Source organism: Actinacidiphila sp. bgisy167 (assembly GCF_965342175.1).
GTDB lineage: Bacteria > Actinomycetota > Actinomycetes > Streptomycetales > Streptomycetaceae > Actinacidiphila.
This window is the reverse complement of the sequence record NZ_CBDRBL010000035.1, coordinates 1-20,581: the sequence shown is the minus strand read 5'-3', so window position 1 is coordinate 20,581 and position 20,581 is coordinate 1. Positions and strand designations below refer to the sequence as shown.

Annotated in this window: 16 protein-coding genes, 1 tRNA gene and 1 pseudogene; 9 read left to right on the top strand and 9 right to left on the bottom strand. The window is 72.0% G+C overall.

Features of this window, described 5'->3' with window-relative positions:
* The first annotated feature begins 59 nt into the window (after positions 1–59).
* Positions 60–1,181: a threonine aldolase family protein gene (locus ACRWND_RS15895; protein WP_431949708.1), complete on the top strand. Its 1,122-nt coding sequence runs from the start codon at positions 60–62 to the stop codon at positions 1,179–1,181.
* Between the two features lie 120 nt (positions 1,182–1,301).
* Here the strand turns inward: ACRWND_RS15895 and ACRWND_RS15890 are convergent, their stop codons facing one another.
* The 3 genes from ACRWND_RS15890 to cdgB all read right to left on the bottom strand — a co-directional run bounded on the left by ACRWND_RS15890 (position 1,302) and on the right by cdgB (position 5,017).
* On the bottom strand, positions 1,302–1,997 hold the full coding sequence (locus ACRWND_RS15890; protein ID WP_431949706.1) for a response regulator: 696 nt from the start codon (positions 1,995–1,997) through the stop codon (positions 1,302–1,304).
* 39 nt (positions 1,998–2,036) lie between these two features.
* Positions 2,037–3,233 carry a sensor histidine kinase gene (locus ACRWND_RS15885; protein ID WP_431949704.1) on the bottom strand — a complete coding sequence of 399 codons (1,197 nt, stop codon included), beginning with the start codon at positions 3,231–3,233 and terminating at the stop codon, positions 2,037–2,039.
* A gap of 134 nt (positions 3,234–3,367) precedes the next feature.
* Positions 3,368–5,017, bottom strand: a complete 1,650-nt coding sequence (cdgB, locus tag ACRWND_RS15880) for a diguanylate cyclase CdgB (protein WP_431949702.1) — start codon at positions 5,015–5,017, stop codon at positions 3,368–3,370.
* 359 nt (positions 5,018–5,376) lie between these two features.
* On the opposite strand from cdgB, the gene ACRWND_RS15875 reads away from it, so the two are divergent.
* Complete coding sequence (locus ACRWND_RS15875; RefSeq protein WP_431949783.1) at positions 5,377–5,928, top strand: flavin reductase family protein; 552 nt, start codon at positions 5,377–5,379, stop codon at positions 5,926–5,928.
* A gap of 55 nt (positions 5,929–5,983) precedes the next feature.
* Here the strand turns inward: ACRWND_RS15875 and arfB are convergent, their stop codons facing one another.
* Positions 5,984–6,418 carry an alternative ribosome rescue aminoacyl-tRNA hydrolase ArfB gene (gene arfB, locus ACRWND_RS15870; protein ID WP_431949700.1) on the bottom strand — a complete coding sequence of 145 codons (435 nt, stop codon included), beginning with the start codon at positions 6,416–6,418 and terminating at the stop codon, positions 5,984–5,986.
* A 168-nt stretch (positions 6,419–6,586) separates the two neighbouring features.
* Here arfB and ACRWND_RS15865 point away from each other — a divergent pair, with 168 nt between their 5' ends.
* From ACRWND_RS15865 to ACRWND_RS15855, 3 genes are all read left to right on the top strand, one after another.
* The gene (locus tag ACRWND_RS15865) at positions 6,587–7,162 is read left to right on the top strand and encodes a TerD family protein (protein WP_431949698.1); all 576 of its coding nucleotides are present in this window, start codon (positions 6,587–6,589) and stop codon (positions 7,160–7,162) included.
* A gap of 568 nt (positions 7,163–7,730) precedes the next feature.
* Complete coding sequence (locus ACRWND_RS15860) at positions 7,731–8,225, top strand: hypothetical protein (protein ID WP_431949696.1); 495 nt, start codon at positions 7,731–7,733, stop codon at positions 8,223–8,225.
* Between the two features lie 55 nt (positions 8,226–8,280).
* Positions 8,281–8,682, top strand: coding sequence for an SHOCT domain-containing protein (locus ACRWND_RS15855; protein WP_431949694.1), 402 nt, complete (start codon positions 8,281–8,283; stop codon positions 8,680–8,682).
* A gap of 282 nt (positions 8,683–8,964) precedes the next feature.
* Here ACRWND_RS15855 and ACRWND_RS15850 read toward each other — a convergent pair whose 3' ends face one another.
* Entirely contained in the window at positions 8,965–10,305 is a 1,341-nt protein-coding gene (locus ACRWND_RS15850) for an FAD-binding oxidoreductase (protein ID WP_431949692.1), read from the bottom strand.
* The gene (locus tag ACRWND_RS15845) at positions 10,302–11,189 is read right to left on the bottom strand and encodes an LLM class flavin-dependent oxidoreductase (protein ID WP_431949690.1); all 888 of its coding nucleotides are present in this window, start codon (positions 11,187–11,189) and stop codon (positions 10,302–10,304) included. The genes ACRWND_RS15850 and ACRWND_RS15845 overlap by 4 nt, the downstream gene beginning before the upstream one ends.
* Before the next feature lie 64 nt (positions 11,190–11,253).
* Here ACRWND_RS15845 and ACRWND_RS15840 point away from each other — a divergent pair, with 64 nt between their 5' ends.
* The 3 genes and pseudogenes from ACRWND_RS15840 (at position 11,254) to ACRWND_RS15830 (ending at position 16,053) form a co-directional block, all read left to right on the top strand.
* Entirely contained in the window at positions 11,254–11,610 is a 357-nt protein-coding gene (locus ACRWND_RS15840) for a winged helix-turn-helix transcriptional regulator (protein ID WP_431949688.1), read from the top strand.
* A gap of 139 nt (positions 11,611–11,749) precedes the next feature.
* Positions 11,750–12,346, top strand: a pseudogene (locus ACRWND_RS15835) (hypothetical protein); the annotation flags it as partial.
* A 257-nt stretch (positions 12,347–12,603) separates the two neighbouring features.
* Positions 12,604–16,053 (top strand): phosphodiester glycosidase family protein, encoded by a 3,450-nt coding sequence (locus ACRWND_RS15830; protein WP_431949686.1) that lies wholly within the window; start codon positions 12,604–12,606, stop codon positions 16,051–16,053.
* Positions 16,054–16,215: 162 nt separating this feature from the next.
* Here ACRWND_RS15830 and ACRWND_RS15825 read toward each other — a convergent pair whose 3' ends face one another.
* The 3 genes from ACRWND_RS15825 to ACRWND_RS15815 all read right to left on the bottom strand — a co-directional run bounded on the left by ACRWND_RS15825 (position 16,216) and on the right by ACRWND_RS15815 (position 19,129).
* Complete coding sequence (locus ACRWND_RS15825; RefSeq protein WP_431949684.1) at positions 16,216–17,418, bottom strand: ATP-grasp domain-containing protein; 1,203 nt, start codon at positions 17,416–17,418, stop codon at positions 16,216–16,218.
* A gap of 206 nt (positions 17,419–17,624) precedes the next feature.
* Positions 17,625–18,368 carry a DUF1963 domain-containing protein gene (locus ACRWND_RS15820; RefSeq protein WP_431949682.1) on the bottom strand — a complete coding sequence of 248 codons (744 nt, stop codon included), beginning with the start codon at positions 18,366–18,368 and terminating at the stop codon, positions 17,625–17,627.
* Between the two features lie 685 nt (positions 18,369–19,053).
* A tRNA-Thr gene (locus ACRWND_RS15815) sits at positions 19,054–19,129 on the bottom strand.
* A 223-nt stretch (positions 19,130–19,352) separates the two neighbouring features.
* On the opposite strand from ACRWND_RS15815, the gene ACRWND_RS15810 reads away from it, so the two are divergent.
* Positions 19,353–20,468 carry an ABC transporter ATP-binding protein gene (locus ACRWND_RS15810; protein WP_431949680.1) on the top strand — a complete coding sequence of 372 codons (1,116 nt, stop codon included), beginning with the start codon at positions 19,353–19,355 and terminating at the stop codon, positions 20,466–20,468.
* The last annotated feature ends 113 nt before the right edge of the window (positions 20,469–20,581 follow it).

Genomic DNA, 20,581 nt, shown 5'->3' with positions numbered 1-20,581 from the left:
GTTCTCGTCAATGCTACGCGAATGTTTCCCGCCGCCTTTCGAGGCGGCAGGATCGGTCCATGACTTCTGCTGACGACGAGAAGGCGCGGCGCATCGCCGCCATACGCTCCTGCGACCGCGTGCTCTCCCACGGGAAACCCGCCACGATCCGCGAACGCCTGGCCGCGCTGGCCGAGCGGGAGGAGCTGGACGGCCCCGTGGACATGTACGGCGACGGGATCGTCTCCGTGCTGGAGCGCCGGGTGGCCGGGCTGCTGGGCATGGAGGAGGCCGTCTGGTTCCCCACCGGGACGATGGCCCAGCAGGTCGCCCTGCGCTGCTGGGCGGGCCGCACCGGCAACCCGGTCGTGGCGCTGCACCCGCTGGCCCACCCCGAGGTGCACGAGCGCGGCGCGCTGTCCGCGCTGGGCGGGCTGCGGACCGTCCACCCCACCACGGCCCGCCGGCTCCCGGACGCGGACGAGGTGCGCGGCATGGACGAGCCCTTCGGCACGCTCATGCTCGAGCTGCCGCTCCGCGAGGCCGGCTTCGTCCTCCCCACCTGGGACGAGCTCACCGCCACCGTGGCCGCGGCGCGCGAGCGCGACGCCGTCGTCCACTTCGACGGCGCCCGCCTGTGGGAGTGCCCGCCGCATTTCGGCCGCCCCCTGGACGAGATCGCGGGCCTCGCCGACAGTGTGTACGTCTCCTTCTACAAGTCCCTCGGCGGCGTCTCCGGCGCCGCGCTGGCGGGCCCGGCCGACCTCGCCGCCGAGGCGCGCACCTGGCGGCACCGCTACGGCGGGCTGGCCTTCCAGCAGTGGCCCGCGGTGCTGGCCGCGCTCGACGGACTCGACCGCGAACTGCCCCGCCTGCCGGAGTACGTGGCCCACGCGAAGGACGTGGCGGCGACCCTGCGCGACGCGCTCGCGGAGCGGCTGGGCTGGGTCCGGGTCCACCCGGAGACACCGCACACGCACCAGTTCCAGGTGTGGCTCGCGGAGTCCCCGGAGGTCCTCGACGAGGCCACGGTGCGACAGGCCGAGGAGACCAGGACGGCACTCTTCGGGCGCTGGTCGGGGGCGGAGGTGCCGGGGGTCGCGATGACGGAGGTCACGGTCGGGGCCTCCGCGCTCGAGTGGGACGCGGCGGCGGTGCGCGAAGCGGTGGACGAGTTCGCGCGGTTCCTCGCGGGGGCGTGACGCCGCGCTTGCGGGGCCCTCGCCGGGTGCGGGAGGGCGCGGGGTGCGGGGTGCGCACTGTGTGGGTGGCGGCGAAAAAGCCCCACCGCCACCACACACGACCCGCACGCGCACGACCCCCTACCGGGCGGCCCCGCCGCTCCCCGCACGGACGAGGCCCGATTCGTACGCGAGGACGACAGCCTGCACCCGGTCCCGCAGACCCAACTTCGTGAGGATGCGTCCGACGTGCGTCTTCACCGTCGCCTCGCTGAGCACCAGCTTCCCCGCGATCTCCCCGTTCGACAGTCCCTGGGCGACCAGCAGCAGCACCTCGCGCTCGCGGTCGGTCAGCCGGTCCAGCTCCTTGTGCGTCGCCCGGTTCGTGCTCGGCAGCAGCGGGGTGAAGCGGTCGAGCAGGCGCCGCGTGGTGCTGGGGGCGACGACGGCGTCGCCGCTGTGGACGGCACGGATCGCCGCGAGGAGTTCGTCCGGCGGGACGTCCTTGAGCATGAAGCCGCTCGCGCCGGCCTTGAGGGCGGAGAAGGCGTACTCGTCGAGGTCGAAGGTGGTCAGGATGAGGACGCGGGGCCCGCCGTCGTCGGGGGTGCGGTCGGGGGCACCGCAGATCAGGCGGGTGGCCTCGACTCCGTCCAGGCGGGGCATGCGGACGTCCATGAGGACCACGTCCACCGCGGTGGTGCGCAGGGTCGCGACGGCCTCCGCGCCGTCCCCGGCCTCGGCGACGACCTCCATGTCGGGCTGGGCCTGCAGCACCATGCGGAAGCCGGTGCGCAGCAGCACCTGGTCGTCGACGAGCATCACGCGGATCGCCATGGTCCGGTCCTCTTCTCTCTGTCTGCCGTCCGTGTCCCGCTAGCCCGCGGCCTTCACCGGGAGCACCGCGCTGATGCGGAAGCCTCCGCCGGGGCGCGGCCCGGCGTCCAGGGTGCCGCTGACCATGCCGACGCGTTCGCGCATGCCGATGAGCCCCTGGCCCTGGCCGTCCTCGCCGCCGCCTTCGTAGAGCTCCTGCTGGGCGCCGCGGCCGTCGTCCTCGATGAGCAGGCTGAGGTCGCTGTCGCCGAAGGTGAGCCGGACTTTGGCGCATGCCTCGGGGCCGCCGTGCTTGCGGGTGTTGGTGAGCGCCTCCTGCACGATGCGGTAGGCGGTGAGCTCGACGCCGCTGGCCAGCGGCCGGGACTCCCCCTCGACCTCGAAGGCGACCGGCAGCCCGGCGCCCCGGACCTGCTCTATCAGGTCGGTCAGCTGGTCGACGCCGGGCTGCGGCACGTACTCGCCGCCGTCGCCGTCGCCGGCCCGCAGCACTCCGAGCAGTCGGCGCATCTCGGTCAGGGCCTGGCGTCCGGTGGTGGAGATGGTCTCAAGGGCCTGCTTGGCCTGCTCGGGGGAGGCGTCCAGCACATAGGCGGCGCCGTCGGCCTGGACGACCATGACCGAGACGTTGTGGGCGACGACGTCGTGCAGTTCGCGGGCGATCCGGGCCCGCTCGGCGGCGACGGCGGCCCTGGACTGCGCCTCGCGTTCGCGCTGCAGGCGGGCGGCGCGTTCCTCCAGTTCGGCGTAGTACGCGCGGCGCGTGCGGAGGCTGTCGCCGATCACCCAGGCCAGCAGGAAGGGGATGGCGAGGAAGACCGTCGCCACGGCGTCGGCGAAGCGGCCCTGGCTCTCGTCGGGCCAGCGCAGGGTGGAGAGGGGAGAGGCGAGCAGGCCCCCGGCGAGGGCGAGCCTGGACGCCCAGCGGGCGCCGTTGGCCGCGACGGTGTAGACGATCAGCAGCATGGCGAAGTCGCCCGGGTTGATCGGCACGTCCAGCACCATTTGGATCACCCCGGCAAGCACCGCGAGCAGCAGCATCTTCTCCGGCATGCGGCGGCGCAGCGCGGCCACGACGCACAGCGCGAGCACCAGCGGCACGGCGGCGACCCGTAGGTGATGCGTGTGCACGGCGTCGACGACGACCCACAGGGCGGAGATCCCGAGCAGGACGAGAGCCCAGAAGCTGTCGACCCAGGTCGGGTGCCTGCGGAGGAAGTCGTAGAGACGCTGCACGTCACCCAGCGTAGGCATCCGCGATGCGTGCGGGAGTCAACCGGAGGAGCGATCCCGGGTACTCCCCAAGGTGGAGGCGCGCCCTTTGTCGTACGGCGGGCGCCACGCCGTACGCGGTACGCCCGCCGGGAGGGTCAGCCGGCGGCGCGGCGGTGACCCCGCGCGCCGCCGCGGGCGCGCTTCTCCATGTACATGCGCTGGTCCGCGGATTGCAGCACCTCGTCCGCGGTCATGCCGCAGCCGGCCCAGCCGATGCCGAAGCTGGCGCCGACGCGGAGCGCGCGGCCCTCGAAGCGGATCGGCGGGATGATCGCGTTGCGCAGGCGGACGGCGAGGTCCTCGGCGTCCTCGCGGCCCAGGCCGTCGGCGAGGACGACGAACTCGTCGCCGCCGAGGCGGGCCACCGTGTCGCCGTCCCGTACCGCCCCGGTGAGACGCCGGGCGACCTCGATGAGCACGGCGTCGCCGGTGTGGTGGCCGAAGCGGTCGTTGATCGACTTGAAACCGTCCAGGTCGCAGAAGAGCACGGCCAGGCCCTTGCCGCCGTTCCGGCCGTCGGACGGCGGGACGGTGTGGGTGTGGTGGTCGAAGTTCCCGAGGAGCGGGGCGGCGCTCACGACCGTGGCGTAGTCGTGGGTGTAGGCGAACTCGTCGGCGCTCGCGTCGGCGGCGGCGTGGCCGCCGGTGTCCGTGGCCTGCGGGCGCGCGCACAGCCTGGCGGACAGCCGGGCGCGCAGTTCGGCGCTGTTGGGCAGGCCGGTGAGCGAGTCGTGGCTGGCGCGGTGGGCGAGGGCGAGTTCGCGGCCCTTGCGTTCCTCGATGTCCTCGACGTGGGTGAGCAGATAGCGCGGGCCGTCGGCGGTGTCGGCGACGACGGAATTGCGCAGGCTGACCCAGACGTAGCTGCCGTCGCGGCGCTGCAGCCGCAGTTCGGCGCGGCCGCCCTCGGCGCTGGTGCGCAGCATGACGCCGACGTCCTCGGGATGGACGAGGTCGGAGAAGGACTGCCGGCGCAGTGCCGCGGCGGGGCGGCCGAGCAGCCGGCACAGCGCGTCGTTGGCGCGGATCAGCTTGCCGTTCTGGTCGCCGCCCATCTCCGCGATGGCCATGCCGCTGGGCGCGTACTCGAAGGCCTGGCGGAAACTCTCCTCGCTGGCCCGCAGCGCCTGCTGCTCGCGTTCCAGGCGGACCAGTGCGCGTTGCATATTGGCACGCAGACGCGCGTTGCTGATGGCGATGGACGACTGGAAGGCGTACATCTGCAGGGCCTCGCGGCCCCAGGGGCCGGGCCGGCGGCCACCGGCGGGGCGGTCGACGGAGATCACGCCGAGCAGCTCGCCGCCGCCGGCCGGGTTGGTGTACATCGGGGCGAGGAGGCGGTCCTCGGGGTGCCACTCGTCGGGGAAGCGGGGCGGGGGACCGTCGCCGGGCCAGCACGGGACGTCGTCGCCGTCCAAAACCCAGCCCTGGTAGTGGGGTATGAAGCGCAGCGCGCCCCACCGCTCCCCCATCGACAGCCGGCGCTCCCAGGAGGCGCGCGAGCCGACCCGGCCCGCCATCAGGGCTTCCGCGGCGGCGCTCCCGGACACGGCGGCGACGACCAGGTCGCCGTCGGGGCGGACGAGATTGACCACCGCCAGCTGGAAGCCGAGGCCCTTGACGACGCCGTCGGCCACGGCCTGCAGGGTGTCGGCGAGGCTGCGCGCGCAGTTGAGCTCCGCCACCACCTGGTGCACCTGGCGCAGGGTCGCGAGGCGGACATACGGCTCCGACTCGGTGTCCATGCGCTCTCCCGGGCCCTCGACGACAACTCCTGAGACTGCTTGTGATCCGTTGTGGTCCAAATCCCTCAGCAACTGAATCACAGCGAGCAGTTCGCCCGGTACACAGGGTCAACAATTCGTGGCCCTTGTGACTCAAGTCACACCTGATTGTCGTGTTCCGATCACACAGCGGGGTCAGGCCGCCTCGATCCCTTCACCCTTTGAACACAATCGAGCAGGTGAGCGGGGGGGGTGGTGCGCCCGGAGGCGGGAGCGGACGGGGAGTCCTAGGACCTGGCTCGATCCGAAGTCCGATGCGGGTGGTGCGGCAGTCCGGTTAGCGTCGGGGCGTGTCACAGTCAATCACCTCCGCGCCCCGCATCCCGCATCCTGGGACCGTGCCCGACGGTTCCGAGCCAACTTCGTCCGGTGTGGACGGCGATGCCTTCCGCGCCGCCATGAGCCGCCTTGCCTCGGGGGTCGTCCTGGTGACGGCCCACGACCCCGAGGACGGCCCGCGAGGGGAGGACGTCGGCATGACCGCGACCGCGTTCGTCTCGGTCTCCCTGGAGCCGCCGCTGGTGATGGTGAGCCTGCGCGAGGGGTCGCGCATGGACGAACTGCTGGAGCGCCGGCGGCGCTGGGCGGTGTCCGTGCTGAGCGAGAGCCAGCGGCACATCGCCGGGCGCTTCGCCATGCGCGGCCGTGTCAGCGACCGGCTCCTCTTCGAGGACGTGGCCTACTACCGCGGCGAGGCCTCGGGCGCGCCGATCCTCGGCGGCGGCCTGGCCGTGCTCGAGTGCGAGACCGAGCAGCGCGTCCCGGCCGGGGACCACACCCTGGTGATCGCCCGCGTGCTGACCGCGCGCACGCCCAGCGCCGACGGGGCGCCCCTGCTGTACTTCCGGGGCCGCTACCGGCACCTCGGCTGAGACCCTGCCGCGGGGGCCGGGGCCTTCGCTGCGGCCTGGACGACGCCGCGCCGGCTCAGGACCAGCCCCGCGGATCACGGCCGCGCTTGGTGTCGCCGCGGCGCTTCTTCTCCCTGAGCCGCCGTTCGTTGATGCCGCGCGGGATCTTCGTGGGCCGGCGCGCCTTGGGCGGCGGCGCCGTGGCCTCGGCGAGCAGCGCGGCCAGGCGGGTCATCGCCGCCTCCCGGTTGCGCCACTGCGAGCGGTGCTCGGAGGCCCGTACCACCAGGACGCCGCCCACCAGGCGGGAGGCGAGCCGCTCGAGGGCGCGCTGCTTCCACACCGGGGGCAGCGCGTCGGAATTGGCGAGATCGAAGCGCAGCTCGACCTGGCTGTCGGAGGTGTTCACATGCTGGCCGCCCGGTCCGGACGACCGGGAGAAACGCCACATCAGCTCGGTCTCCGGCAGGCAGACCGAGCCGCGGACGACGAGTGGGGGCGGCCCTGACATGCGTCCCATGATCCCCCCGCCGTCCACCGGAGTCACGGGATTTTCCGGGACATGGCCGCGGAGACGGTTTTCGCCGCAAAGGAACCATGCCGGCCTCTCACGACGTTCTCCCGTTGGAAGGTAGCGTCGTCGTCGGCACGATTGACCGACATCACGGAGGGGACCCCCATGGCTGTAAGCCTGTCGAAGGGCGGCAACGTCTCGCTCACCAAGGAAGCACCGGGCCTGACGGCCGTCACGGTGGGCCTGGGCTGGGACGTCCGCACCACCACCGGCACCGACTTCGACCTCGACGCCAGCGCCATCGCGCTCAACCCGAGCGGCAAGGTCTACGCGGACGCCTACTTCGTCTTCTTCAACAACAAGCAGACGCCGGACCAGAGCATCGTCCACACCGGCGACAACCGCACCGGCGAGGGCGCGGGCGACGACGAGGCGATCAACGTCAACCTGGCGGGCCTGCCGGCCGACGTCGAGCGCATCGTCTTCCCCGTCTCCATCTACGACGCCGAGACCCGCAGCCAGAACTTCGGGCAGGTCCGCAACGCCTACATCCGCATCGTCAACCAGGCCGGCGGCGCAGAGCTCGCCCGCTACGACCTCAGCGAGGACGCCGCCACCGAGACCGCCATGGTCTTCGGCGAGCTCTACCGCAACGGCGCCGAGTGGAAGTTCCGCGCGGTCGGCCAGGGCTACGCCTCGGGCCTCGCCGGCATCGCCACCGACTTCGGCGTCGGCATCTGACGCCGAACGGGCCCGGGCCCGCCTGACGAGCCCCGCTCAAGAGGGCGCCCATGCCCCGCACGCGACCGGCGTGCGGGGCACCGGTGCTCGAACCCCTCGCGCCGGTGGGCGGCTCCCTCCCTCCCGGCGTCCTGGCCGCCTGACGCAGCTGTACGACTCCGACCCGGCCTCCGCGGAGCAGGTCGCGAGCAGCGTCGACGCCGGACTCGCACACCCCGCCATGGACGTGCTGCTCGCCCGGGACCCGAGCCGACGGGGCGCGGCCGCATCGCCGTCACCCAGGCCGAGCACCGCTCCCGCTCGACCCGTACCCCTTCATCGGCCTGCCGGTGGTGCACGGCGGCGGCACCGCTCGGGGCCCGGTACGCGGACTCGCCGGGCCGAGCGAGCGGCGGCTGAGCGCGCGGGGACGGACGGCGTGCGCGTGGCGGTGCTCGACGGAACCGGCGCGCCGGCTTTCCGGCGGACGCCGGCCCGTCGCGTGAGCGGCCATCGCGAGGACCGGCAGACGGGCCGCCCCAGCCCCGTCATCACAAGGACCTGCCGCCGGGGCCCGTACCATCGGCGGGTGATCGACCTCGGCTACTCGCTGTCCCGCCGCTTCCCCGACCCCCCGCAGACCGACTACCGCACCGCCGACGTGCGGACGCTGCGCCACGACCTGTTCTGCGGGGACGTCTACCTGGCGGACGTGACGGCCGACCGCGAACTGTCCACAGCCTGGGGATGGGTTCCGGTACTCGACTTCGCGTGGGCCCTGTGCGACATCGTCGAGCTGCTGGACCGCGATCCGCTCGGCAGCCGCGCCGCCCGCCCCCAGTACGCCGAGCTGGACTTCACCGAGTCCACCGACCGGCTGCGCTTCCAGCGCCGCTTCGGCTTCGTCGACGTCGTCGCGGACTGGGCGCCGGACGAGCGTCCCCTCTCCTTCGCCCACGCCGAGCTGCGCCGCGAGGCCCGCGACTTCCTGCACGACCTGATCGCCGACCTGACCGACATGCACGACGGCCTGGACGCCAACCCCGTGATCTGGGAATTGGCGGCGCGTTTCCCCCGCCCGTAACCCGAATGGCGCTATCCGGCATGCGGGAGACGCTCGCCCGCCGTCCCCTTGGGGCATGGACGACTACCCTCTGCTGAACCTGTTCTGGACGATGCTCCTGATCTTCTGCTGGGTGCTGTGGTTCTTCCTGCTCTTCCGGATCATCGGCGACCTCTTCCGCGACCACGAGGTGGGCGGCTGGGCCAAGGCCGGCTGGATCATCCTGCTGATCTTCCTCCCCTTCATCGGCGTGCTCGTCTACGTCATCGCCAGGGGCAAGGGGATGGCCGAGCGGGACCGCAAGCAGGCCAAGGAGATGGACGCGGCCTTCCGGCAGTACGTGCGGGAGGCCGCCTCGGGTGACGGCGGGGCCGCGGGCGGCAACGTCGACCAGCTGGCCAAGCTGGCCGAGCTCAAGAGCCAGGGCCACATCACCGAGGAGGAGTACACCAGGGCGAAGATGAAGCTCCTCGCGTGACCGCGTGACCGCGTGACCTGCGCGACCTGCGCGACCTGTCCGGCGTACGCGACCTGCTCGACCGGTGCGACCGCTTGACCTCAATCACGCTCGAGGTTGAACGGTGGGCGGTGCGGATCATCCGACCGCCCACCGTTCCGTGTCCAGGGGGAGGCACCGCACGCCATCCGTCTCCACGTGTTCGGCCCGGCCGGCAACCTGAGCTACGAGAGAACCGCGGCCCTGGAACCCGGCCCCGGCACCGGACCGGCCCCTGCCCGGCCCCGGCCGGCCCCGGCCCGGTCAGTGGAGGCTGAGCGGGCGCAGCACGCCCTCCGGGTCGTGGCGCCGCCACAGCTCGCGCACCCGCACGCCGGTGGCGCCGGGGTAGGCGCGGTCGAAGACGCCGGGGCCGGTGCCGCTGTCGAAGTTCACATAACCGCCGGTGCCGAGCTCGCGGACCGGCGCCCACAGGCGGTGCAGGTCGTCCTCTCCGTGCGGAGGGAAGAGGTTGCCCTGCGCCAGGACCTGCGCGCCGCGGTGGGCGTAGGCGGTGGCGTCGGCCGCAAGGTCGTCGATCGCGCCCCCGAGCGAGCGCAGCTGGACGAAGGCGGGCCGCCGCCGGTCGACGGCGGCCGCCATGACGGCGCGTGCCGCGTCCCGGGGCATCGCGGGCAGCAGCGAATTGGTGCTCACCACCGGCTGCTGACCGGTGTTCGCGTGCTGGTGGGCGGTGGAGACCAGCGCGGTGTACGGAACGAACTGCGCCGTCGCCTGCAGCGGGCGGTGCGGCCCGGACAGCAGGGGGCCGAGGGCCTCGCGGACGCGGCCCGGATCGTCGTCGGCCGCGGCGACGGTGACCGAGAGCGCCAGGGCCGGCCCGTTGGCAAGGAGGTGGGCGGCGGAGGTGAGGGTGCGCGGCGCGGCGGCCATCGCGGACGCCCACTGGGCGAGGGCGCCCCCCGCCCGATCGGCCTCGAAGACCAGCTGGGCCACGCCGATCTCTCCCAGTTCCATGGCCTCGATCTCGAAGGCGGTCACGATCCCCACCCCCGCGCCCGCCCCGCGCACCGCCCAGAACAGGTCGGGGTGCCGCGCGGCGTCGGCGCGCAGGGCGGTCCCGTCGGCCAGGACGAGCTCGACGGCGCGGACCCGGTCGACGGTGAGGCCGTACGTGCGGGCGAGCCAGCCGATGCCGCCCGCGGTGGCGAGGCCGCCGGCCGCGACGTTGCCGTGGTCGCCCGAGCTGACGGCCAGCCCGTGCGCCGCGAGCGCGGCGGCCACCCGGCCCCAGCGGGCGCCCGCCCCGATCCGCACCAGGCGGGTCTCGCGGTCGAGCACCCGGACCTCGTCGATCCCGGAGAGGTCGACGACCACGCCACCGTCGTTGGAGGACCGGCCGGACAGCCCGTGGCCGCCGGAGCGCACGGAGACGGGCAGGCCCTGCGCCCGTGCCGCCGCGAGGGCGGCCGCGATGTCGCCGGGCCCGCGCACGAGGACCACGGCCGCGGGGCTGGCGACGGTGGTGTAGGTGGAGCGCAGCAGCGGGTAGCGGGGGTCGCCGGGGAGCACGGTGTGCCCGGCCAGGTCGGCGGGCACGGCGAAGGCCGCGGCCGCCGGGGCCGCGCCGCGGCCGGGCGTCACCGGGCCACCCGCTCGCGGACGGCGGGCACGACCTCGCGGGCGAAGACCTCCATCTGCCGCCGGTGAGCGGTGACGGGCCAGAAGACGAAGGTGTCGAAGCGCAGCTCGGTCGCCCACTCGGCGAGGGTGTCGACCCACCGGCCGACGTCCCCGTTCAGGCCGGGGGCGCCGGAGCCGCCGATCACCCCGATCACGTTGTAGATGCGCCGGACGTCCGCCGGATCGCGTCCGGCGGCTCGGGCGGCCTCGTCGACGATCCGCTGGCGCTCCGGCACCTCCCGGGGCGGCACATAGATGTTGAGCGGCGAGATCCAGCCGTCCGCCGCCCGCCCCGCCACCGCCAGCATCCGCGGCCGCTGCCCGCCGAGCCACAGCTCGACCCGGCGCGGCGGCACCGGGCCGGCCTGGTAGCCGGGCACCGTCAGCACCGTGCCGCGGTGCCGCACGGGCCCGCCGTCCAGGGCGGCGCGCAGCAGCCGCAACGACTCCTCGGTGTACGCGACCACCTCGCGGGGCGGCATCGGCGGCGCCCCCATCGAGCCGATCGCCTCCGGTATCCCACCGCCGCCCACGCCCAGCTGGAACCGCCCGCCAAAGGCCGCGGCCAGGCTCGCGGCGGTCTTGGCCAGCATGACCGGGGGCCGCAGCCGGAGGTCGGCGACGTCGGTGAAGACCGAGATGCGCGAGGTGCGGGCCGCGACGATGGCGGACAGCGTGAGCGCGTCGAGATGTCCGGGCTGGTACGGGTGGTCCTGCAGGGCGAGCAGCTCCAGCCCCGCGGCGTCCGCGGCGGCGGCCAGCTCCAGTGTCTCCGGCAGCCGTCCGGCGTCCGGGTCGAGGCTCAGCCCGAAGCGGAGCCGCTGTGCACGGTCGGTGGTGTCCATGTCTTCAGCGTCGGGGGCCCGACGCCTCCGGCAAAGACAGGGGTGAGCTGCTAATCTCAGGTAAGTGACTTCCGGAGACAGCCCCGCACCCGACGACATCGACGCCGAGGCGTGCGCCGCCTTCCAGGCCGTACTGGAGCAGGTCGGCCGGCGCTGGACCGGCGCCGTCCTGCTGGCGGCCTCCCGCGGTGCCCGCCGCTTCACCGACTTCCGCCGTATGGTGCCGGGCATCTCCGACCGGCTGCTCTCGCAGCGCCTCAAGGAGTTGGAGAACCTCGGCTTCATCGGCCGCGAGGTCGTCCCCAGCACCCCGGTGCAGATCATGTACCGCCCCACCGCCCGCGGCAGGGAACTCCTCACCGCCCTCGAACCCCTCACCGCCTACGGTCTGCGGCACCCGCCCGGACCGGCGCCCGCCTGAAGCACCGGCGGCCGCCCCTCCCGCCGGACCGGTCAGCGGCTCCCGGGTCGGCCACGCCACGTCGGCGATCATGGCGGAGGAAGCGGAGCCCCGAGGGGGCGGAGCGGAACCCGAGGGAACATGTCCGATTCCGGCCGACCTGGGCTCTCCGGCTCCCGATGGCTCTGTCCACACCGGCGTCGGCTTCTACGGCAAGGACGCGTCGGACGGCGGAAGCCGGAACGTCCATCTGTCGGGCTTCGCCATCGAGGGCGACGTCCGCGAACGCATCGACACCGACCAGGTGAACGGCGTCGGCAGGGCGATGAGCGACTCCACCATCGACGGCCTCTACATCCACCACACCAAGGTGGGCATGTGGTTCGACGGCCCGATGTCGAATCTGCGGATCACGAACAGCGTCATCACCGACCAGATCGCCGACGGCCTCAACTTCCACACCGGCGCGACGGATTGGCTCGTCCGCAACAACGTCGTCCGCAACTCCGGCGACGACGGGCTGGCGATGTGGTCGGAGAAGAGCGGCAACGCCCGCAACGTCGGCGCGGTCGGGGTCAACAACTGCGGGTCCTTCAACTTCCCCGCCGGAGGTTCCGAGTTCTCCCTGACCGACCCCGGCGGCAACGACGGCGGCGGCGCCACGGGCACCTGGCTGGGCGCGTGGCAACTCCCCACCACCATCACCTGCGACGACCGTCCACCGGTCGTCGCGCCCCCGGGGCCCACCCCCTGGTGACGGGACGCCACGCCTGGTCCCCGGAGCCGCCACGGGAACCAGCGGACCGCCCCGATCCGCCGCCAGGCCGGGGCGAGGGAACCGGGGAACGGGGAGCGAGACGGGGGGCGGGCGGAGGCGACTTGACCGAATCCATAACCCTTCACCCCCCTTGGGTCACCCGCGGGCCCCCGACCCGTCATCCGGGCTTCGCCTGACGGGTGTCGGGTGGACACGGGCCGGCGACCAGCCGGCCCCTCACCCGTAAGGAAGACCCAATGACACTTCGCGGGAAGCGAACCGCGGGTTCCGGCACGCGCCGGACCGCCGTGGTCACCGCGCTGGCACTGGCACTGACCGGTGCGGTCACCGGTGCCGCCACCGCCTCCGGCCCCACCGGGGACGACGCCCCCCTCGGGCGCACGGCCGACCCTGACTGGCTGCCGCAGACGCCGCAGAACTGGCCGCTGGTGGTGGACTACGACCGCACCCCGGCCGAGACCGTCACACAGGGCCTGCGGCACTACAGCGAGACGTACGACACCGTAGGCGGCCGGCAGCACATCCAGGTGCTCGACGCCGACCTCGGCGACCCGAACCTCCGGGTCGGCATGGTCGAGGCCGGCGCCACCCTCACCAACCCCGCCGACGAGACCCCCTCCTCGATGGCCCACCGCACCCACGCGGTGGCCGGCGTCAACGGCGACTACTTCGAGATCCACGCCAGCGGTCGCCCGCTCGGCGGCATCATGACCGACGGCCGGCTGCTGAAGAGCCCGAAGCCCGGCTTCGCCTCCCAGCTGGGCGTCAAGCCCGACGGCACCATGGTCATGGGCCCGGAGACCTTCTCCGGGACGATCACCGCCGGCTCCGCGACCCGCGCGCTCACCTCGCTGAACACCGTGAACGACCTGGCGTCCGGCGGCATCACCGAGGTCACCCCCGACCTCGGCGAGACCCCCGGCCTTGCCTCGCCCTCCACCCTGGTGCTCGGCCACGTCACCGAGGGCGGGTTCGTCGTCGAGGACGTGCGCACCGGGGTCACGACCGTGCCGCGGCTCTCCGCCGACCAGTTGGGTCTGCTCGGCGCCGGCGCCGGCGGGCAGTGGCTTGCCGACACCCTGCACGGCGGCGACCGGGTGGGCATCGCCACCCGGCTCTCGCCGGATAACGATGTCACGCAGCTGATCAGCGGCGTCGACACGCTGATGAAGGACGGCAAGGTCTACAAGGACCCGACCGGCACCCCGCCGAGCGGCGCCAACCCGGAGACCGCGGTCGGCATCACCAAGGACGGCAAGCACGCCATCGTCGTGGCCGTCGACGGCCAGGGCGGCACGGCCAGGGCCTTCGGCATGACCCGCGACCAGGTCGCGGGCTACATGGCCGCCCACGGCGCCTACAGCGCCATGCTCTTCGACGGCGGCGGCTCCACCGGCATGGTCAGCCGCGCCCCCGGCGCCGACCAGGCCGAGATCGTCAACACGCCCTCCGACCAGCCCGGCAACACCGAGCGCCCGGTCGCCAACGGCATCTTCTTCTACTCGACCGCCAAGGAGGCCGGACCGGCCGTCGAGGTCGTCGTGAACGACGGGGAGCAGGTCACCACGGTCGCCGGCGGCTCCGTCCCGCTCCCGGTCCACGCCGTCGACCGGTACGCCAACCCGGCGGCCGGCCGGATCGACGTCCGCGTCGAGCCCTCCTCCCTCGCGTCGTACGAGAACGGCAGGCTCACCCCGCACCGCGCGGGCACCGGCCGGATCATCGCCTCCGACGGCAAGGCCTCGACCTCGGTGAAGCTCCGGGTCGTGAGCACGCTGGACAGCCTCACGGTCTCGCCGGACAAGGCCGACCTCGACAACGGCGCCACCCAGCAACTGACCCTCTCCGGCACCGTCAAGGGCGGCGAGGAAGTACAGATCCCCGCCGAGGCGGCCACCTGGCAGGTGACCCCGGAGGACCTGGGCACCGTCGACGCGCACGGCCTGTTCACGGCCGGCGCCGACCACGGCGGCCTCGCAGAGGTGACCGCGAAGGTCGCCGGCGCCACCGCCACCACGTCGATCGCCGTAGGCAGCGTCAGCAAGGTCATCGACCCGATGACCAGCCTCGACGTGTGGCGGCTCAGCAACAACACCACCGGAAACCCGGCCACTCTGACGGCCGACCCCGGCGTCGTCCCGCCTGGTTCGACAGAGTCGGGATCGCTGCGGCTCGACTACTCGATGCCGGCCGGTTCCGGCGTCAAGCAGCTGGTGCTGTCGCCCCGCGTCACCTTGAAGACCGACACGGACAACGGCCAGGTGCCCACCGGGATCGGGGTCTGGATCAAGGGCGACGGCAACGGCATCGAGCTCGCCGAGAAGTACATCGGCGTCAACGGCACGTCCACGACGCTGTACCCGACGTACGTCACGTGGAAGGACTGGCACCTGGCCGTCGCCCAGCTGCCCGCCGGCATGCAGTTCCCGCTGACGATCAGCTTCGTCGACTTTCTGGCGATCAGCCCGAGCACCGCCTACAGCGGCTCCCTCAACGTCGCCGGGCTGCAGGCGCTGTACTCGCCGCGGCCGGTCGTGGCGCCGGAGTACCACGCCGTCCCGGACAACCCGAAGTGGCTGTCGTACGAGGAGGACTCCGCCGACTTCGCCAAGAAGGGCACCACCCTCCTCGCCGGCGACGACGCGCACCTGCTCGCCTCGGACCCCGGCTCGGTCAGCAGCAACGTGATGGACTCCGTCGCGAAGCGGCTGCCCACCCTCACCCCGCAGGCCCGGCCGGACGCCGCCCAGTTCCTCGGCGACATGGCGGACGACGGCAAGCTCGTGGACCTGCAGTACGCGAAGTCGAAGATGGACGCCCTCGGCATCCCCGAGCGCGACATCGTCGGCAACCACGAGATCACCCAGGGCGCCGACTCCGAGAACGGCAACTACAGCGACACCTTCGGCGACACGCACTACGCGTACAGCCAGGGCTCGGCGCGGATGATCGTCACCGACAACTCGCACGGCAGTCTGCAGTCCTCGGACCCGTTCCAGAACCCCGAGGGCGTGCAGTACCCGTGGCTGGTCCAGCAGTTGACGGACACCACCGCCAAGGACGTGCTGGTCATCACCCACATGCCCGCCTACGACCCGCACCCGGCCGCGAACAGCCAGTTCACGGACCGCTGGGAGGCGCGGATGTACCTGCGGCTGGTGCAGCGCTACCAGCAGACGCATCCGAAGCAGCACGTGATCATGATGTACGGCCACGCGCGCGGCTTCGCCGAGCAGATCCTCAACCCCGAGGGCGAGAGCGTCACCACCGCCGAGGGGGGCATCCCGCAGTTCACCTTCGCGGACCTCGGCATGCCCGCGTACGCCCCGGCGGACCAGGGCGGCTTCTACCACTTCGGGCTGATCCGGATCGGCTCCGACGGCGACCTCCAGTTCACCGTCGAGCCCGCGCTCGCCACGATCGAGGTCACCGCCCCCAAGGACCCGATCGCCCGGGGCGACCGCGTCACCCTGACCGCGACCGGCGACCAGATCGCCGGTGACAACATCGCACCGCTCAGCATCCCGATCGCGGACCCCGCGTCCCACGTCTGGACCTCGAGCAACCCCAAGGTCGCCTCGGTGGACCCGTCCACCGGCGCCCTGACCGCCCACCGCTCCGGCACCGCGACCATCACGGTGGCCAGCGGCGGCGTCACGGGCACGGCGCAGGTCACCGTCCGCTGACCCGCGAGGGGTGCCCGCCCTCGCGGGCGGGCACCCCTTCAGCCATGTGCCGTGCCTTGGAGGCCACGCGGATAGACGGGCGCCCCGCCGCTGAGGCCCACTGGTCCGAGTCGGCGGCGGACCGTGCCTCGCGGCGAGGAGAGGCTCGCAGGAGCGGCGCCGCTACTGCGGGGCGATCTCGTACATGCCGGGGCCGTCCAGATACCGGAGCGTGTGCAGGTCGCGCTGCAGGACGGCGTCCACCGGATGGGACAGGGTGAGCGTCGCGGGATACTCCAGGTCGTAGGTGGTGGCCGCGATCCGTTCACCGGGGCTGACGACCATGGTCAGGTCGCGGAAGCTCTCCAGCGCCCGCACCTGGTCCAGGGCGCGGTAGCCAAGCAGCCTGCCCGACGCCGGGGAGACCAGCGCCGCCCACGCGAAGGCGTGCCGCCGCACATACGGCCTGCCCACCCGCTCGTGGAAGCGCTCCGGCCGGACGTAGGCGTCCACCGACCACTCGATCTGCCCCTCGCCCAGGACCTCCCCGACGTAGTACGGCAGTCCGGACGCTCGGGCGCCGGCCTCCACGAGGCGCGGGCCGGCGGGCGTCATCTTGATCTCCAGGTGCGCGGCCCCGTGGCGGATGCCGAGGGCGTCGAGCGTGCGGAAGGCGTAGGGGACTAGTTCGTCCGCGGGCTGCTCGTCCGCCCGCATCAGCACCTGCGCCACGACCAGGTCGAGCACTCCGTTGGCGGTGATGCGCTCGGTCCGCCACACATCGGTGACCTGATGCACACCCTCGCAGCTGGCCGTGTTGACGATGTACTCGGTGCCGACCAGGTACTCCTGCGCCACCACATGGGTGATCGGATCACCGATGACGGTGTTCCTTGCCCGCAGGCTCCGCAGCGCGGCAGCCGAGTCGTCGGGCGTGTCGCAGAACCACACGCCGTCGCCCGCGTGGCTGCGCAGCGGTTTGATCACCACCCTGCCGCCACGTGCCTCGTGCCAGGCCCGCAGTTCGTCCTCGTCTCCCGTCCGGATCTGGCTGCTCGCGGGGACGCCGCACTCCTTGAGGCGCTCGATCTGGAGGTACTTGTCCCGTCGTGCCGCACTGAGCGCGGTGCCGTTGGACGCCAGTCCGAGCATCTGTGAGAGCGCGTCGGCGAGTTCGACGCCGGTCTCCTTACCGGCGAGGACGGCGACCGGGCCCAGCGCCGCGAGCTTCCCGGCGATGACATCGATGTCACCATCACAGACGAGTACATGGCTGAACCTCGACTCGTCCGCCGGCGGGTAGCCGAAGAAGCGCTGGGGGGAGGGTGGGGCCGGCGAAGTGCGCCCGCGGTGATGTCGCCTGGCGATGTCAGGAAGCCGTACCACCCCTTGCCCAAGACTGGCTGCAGTGAGGCTGCGATCGCGGAGATCACCCCGAGGACTCCGCCGATCGTCGCGGCATTACGTGCCTGTTGCCGTCAACCGATGCCGTCGGGAGACGGCACTGCCCGTACAACACCTACGCACAAGACCCGGACCTCTGTGAACGGCATTCGCCAGCCCCCGCGGTTGTAGAGGTGTGTCGAATCCGGTCACGGGGCCTCGAATGTGGTCACGGCCAGCGCCCTGTCCACCCGAGCGGCGGCCAGGTCGTCGTGGCGGATGACAAAACTCGTGTAGTGCTCTTCGTAGACCCGGGATTCCCTCGCGAGTGATATCCATTCGCTCGTCAGCCGGTACTTTTCCTCCTCCAGGTGGGAATACCATTTCGCAATCGGGATGGCAGGGATTTCGCCTGCCTTCTCGCGTCCCGCGAGGGTCTGCTCCGCGATGCTGTTGATCACCTCATCATCGGCATACCCGCCGATGAAGACGCCGGCGCCAGACGGCCAGAGCTCGTAGGCCAGAGCCCGAAGTTCGTCCAGGTGCGGCAGGTCACGCTCCATGTACCGGACCAACTGCTGCTGGAAGGGCGACATGTCCTCCCAATCGAGATCCTCCCAGTACTCGTGCCAGCCCTCGTCGCCCTCCTCGAGCCAAAGGGGCAGTTCGGCTCTGAGTTCGGCGCACACGTCGAACCGCTCGCGGACAGAGACGGAGTCGGGGGCCTCCGCGATTGCGGTTTCAGTGCCGTCCGGAACGTACACGACTCGCGCGTACCTCCCGGACCTGTCCTCATGGTCGATCTCCTGGTGCACCAAGAAGAGCAGCGTCCCGTCCGCCGGCAGGTCGAAGCCGTCGACTCTCGGCAGCGCCCCGCAATCGACGGAAAAGAGCAACGGCAACGGAACGTCCCCGGCAGACGGCCACTTCATGCCCACCGGCAGCCGGGGCAACCCACCGAACTACCCGACCGGAGGACCACCACTACCCCCGAACAACCCGATCGACAGACGAAGGTGCTGGCCGAACCTGCTGATCTCGTCGTCCGGGAAGCCCAACTCAAGCGCTGCCCCATGAAACTGCCCCTGATGATCCATGCCCGGGAAGATAAACCCCTTCCACCCAGGCTGCGCCATCGGAGTGGTGGCGGGCATGGGCAGCACGTGGTGGATGCGAGCGGTCGGTCACCTTGGATCACCCCAGCGGATCCGCCTCCAGGAGGCCGCGCGGCCCAAGGCGAAGTCGCGCATGTCCCCGGCAGCATGATCAGTCCCGACGTAGAAGTGCCACTCGCCGCTGGGGGGATGGGTAGCGCAGCCCTCATGTCCGTTGGACACGAGGTCCCACGCGCTTGACTGAGACCGTCAGATCTCGCGTTCCAAGGAACGACAGGTTCGGACACCGCTCACCCACAAACATGATTCGCCGTCCCGCCGGCGCCTGAGCCACAGCAGGGTCAGCATCACGATGGACATCTCCACGCACGTGACATCGGACACACAGCGTGAGGCCAACAGCCACATGGACCGTCTGCTGAGGCGCCGCCTCGACCGTGAGTGACCGCCCCCGGTGATGTCACCCGTGGACGTCGAACGCCCCGGACCGATCACGGTCCGGGGCGTCGTCGCTGCTCCCAACTGGAGCCGCCTGTCGGGTTCGAACCGACGACCTTCGCTTTACAAGAGCGGTGCTCTACCAGCTGAGCTAAGGCGGCACGGCACCGTCCCCGCTCCGGGGTGTCCGGCTAGCGGGTGGGGCCATGAGAAGTGTACCCAGGCGGGGAGGGGGAGGGGTCCGTGATGTGAGGGCCGGGAGGGTGCTGACAAAGCGGGGCGGGCCAGGTAACGTCACGGAAGGTCCGCGTCCCGTGGACTAGACCTTTTCTCCTTTACTCGGATCGTCCGGCACGTTCCTGCCGGTGAAGGGACCAGTGCACCATGGCCACTGTCACGTTCGACAAGGCGACCCGGATATACCCCGGGTCCGAGCGCCCCGCCGTCGACGCCCTGCAGATCGACATCGCGGACGGCGAGTTCCTCGTCCTCGTCGGCCCCTCCGGCTGCGGCAAGTCGACCTCGCTGCGCATGCTGGCCGGCCTGGAGGACGTCAACGCCGGCGCCATCCGGATCGGTGACCGCGACGTCACCCACCTGCCGCCCAAGGACCGGGACATCGCCATGGTGTTCCAGAACTACGCGCTCTACCCGCACATGACCGTCGCGGACAACATGGGCTTCGCCCTGAAGATCGCGGGCGTCAACAAGGCCGAGATCCGCAAGCGGGTCGAGGAAGCCGCCAAGATCCTGGACCTGACCGAGTACCTGAGCCGCAAGCCGAAGGCGCTCTCCGGTGGTCAGCGCCAGCGTGTGGCGATGGGCCGCGCGATCGTCCGTGAGCCGCAGGTCTTCCTCATGGACGAGCCGCTGTCCAACCTGGACGCCAAGCTCCGTGTCCAGACCCGTACCCAGATCGCCTCGCTGCAGCGCCGCCTCGGCGTCACCACGGTCTACGTCACCCACGACCAGACCGAGGCCATGACCATGGGCGACCGCGTGGCGGTCCTCAAGGACGGTCTGCTGCAGCAGGTCGACTCCCCGCGCAACATGTACGACAGGCCGGCCAACCTCTTCGTCGCGGGCTTCATCGGCTCTCCGGCGATGAACCTGGTCGAGGTGCCGATCACCGACGGCGGCGTGAAGTTCGGCAGCGCCGTGGTCCCGGTCGAGCGCGACGCGGTGCAGGCCGCGGCGGACAAGGGCGACCGCACGGTCACCGTCGGCGTCCGCCCGGAGCACTTCGACATCGTCAGCGCCGAGGGCGCGCTGTCGAAGGACGAGCCGGCCGGTCTGGCCGTGACGGTGAACGTCGTCGAGGAGCTGGGCGCGGACGGCTTCGTCTACGGCTCGGCCCAGGTCGGCGGCGAGCACAAGGACCTGGTCATCCGCGTCGGCGGCCGCCAGGTGCCGGAGAAGGGCTCCGTGCTGCACGTCGTGCCGCGCGCGGGCGAGACGCACGTCTTCTCCACCTCCACCGGCGAGCGGCTGAGCGACTGAGCGCGCAGCAGCCGACTGAGCGGCCGGGCGCCCGAGCATCGACCGCCCGGCCGCCCCACCGCTGAGGACCCAAGTGGGGGGGGGGGGGGGGGGGGGGGGGGGGGGGGGGGGGG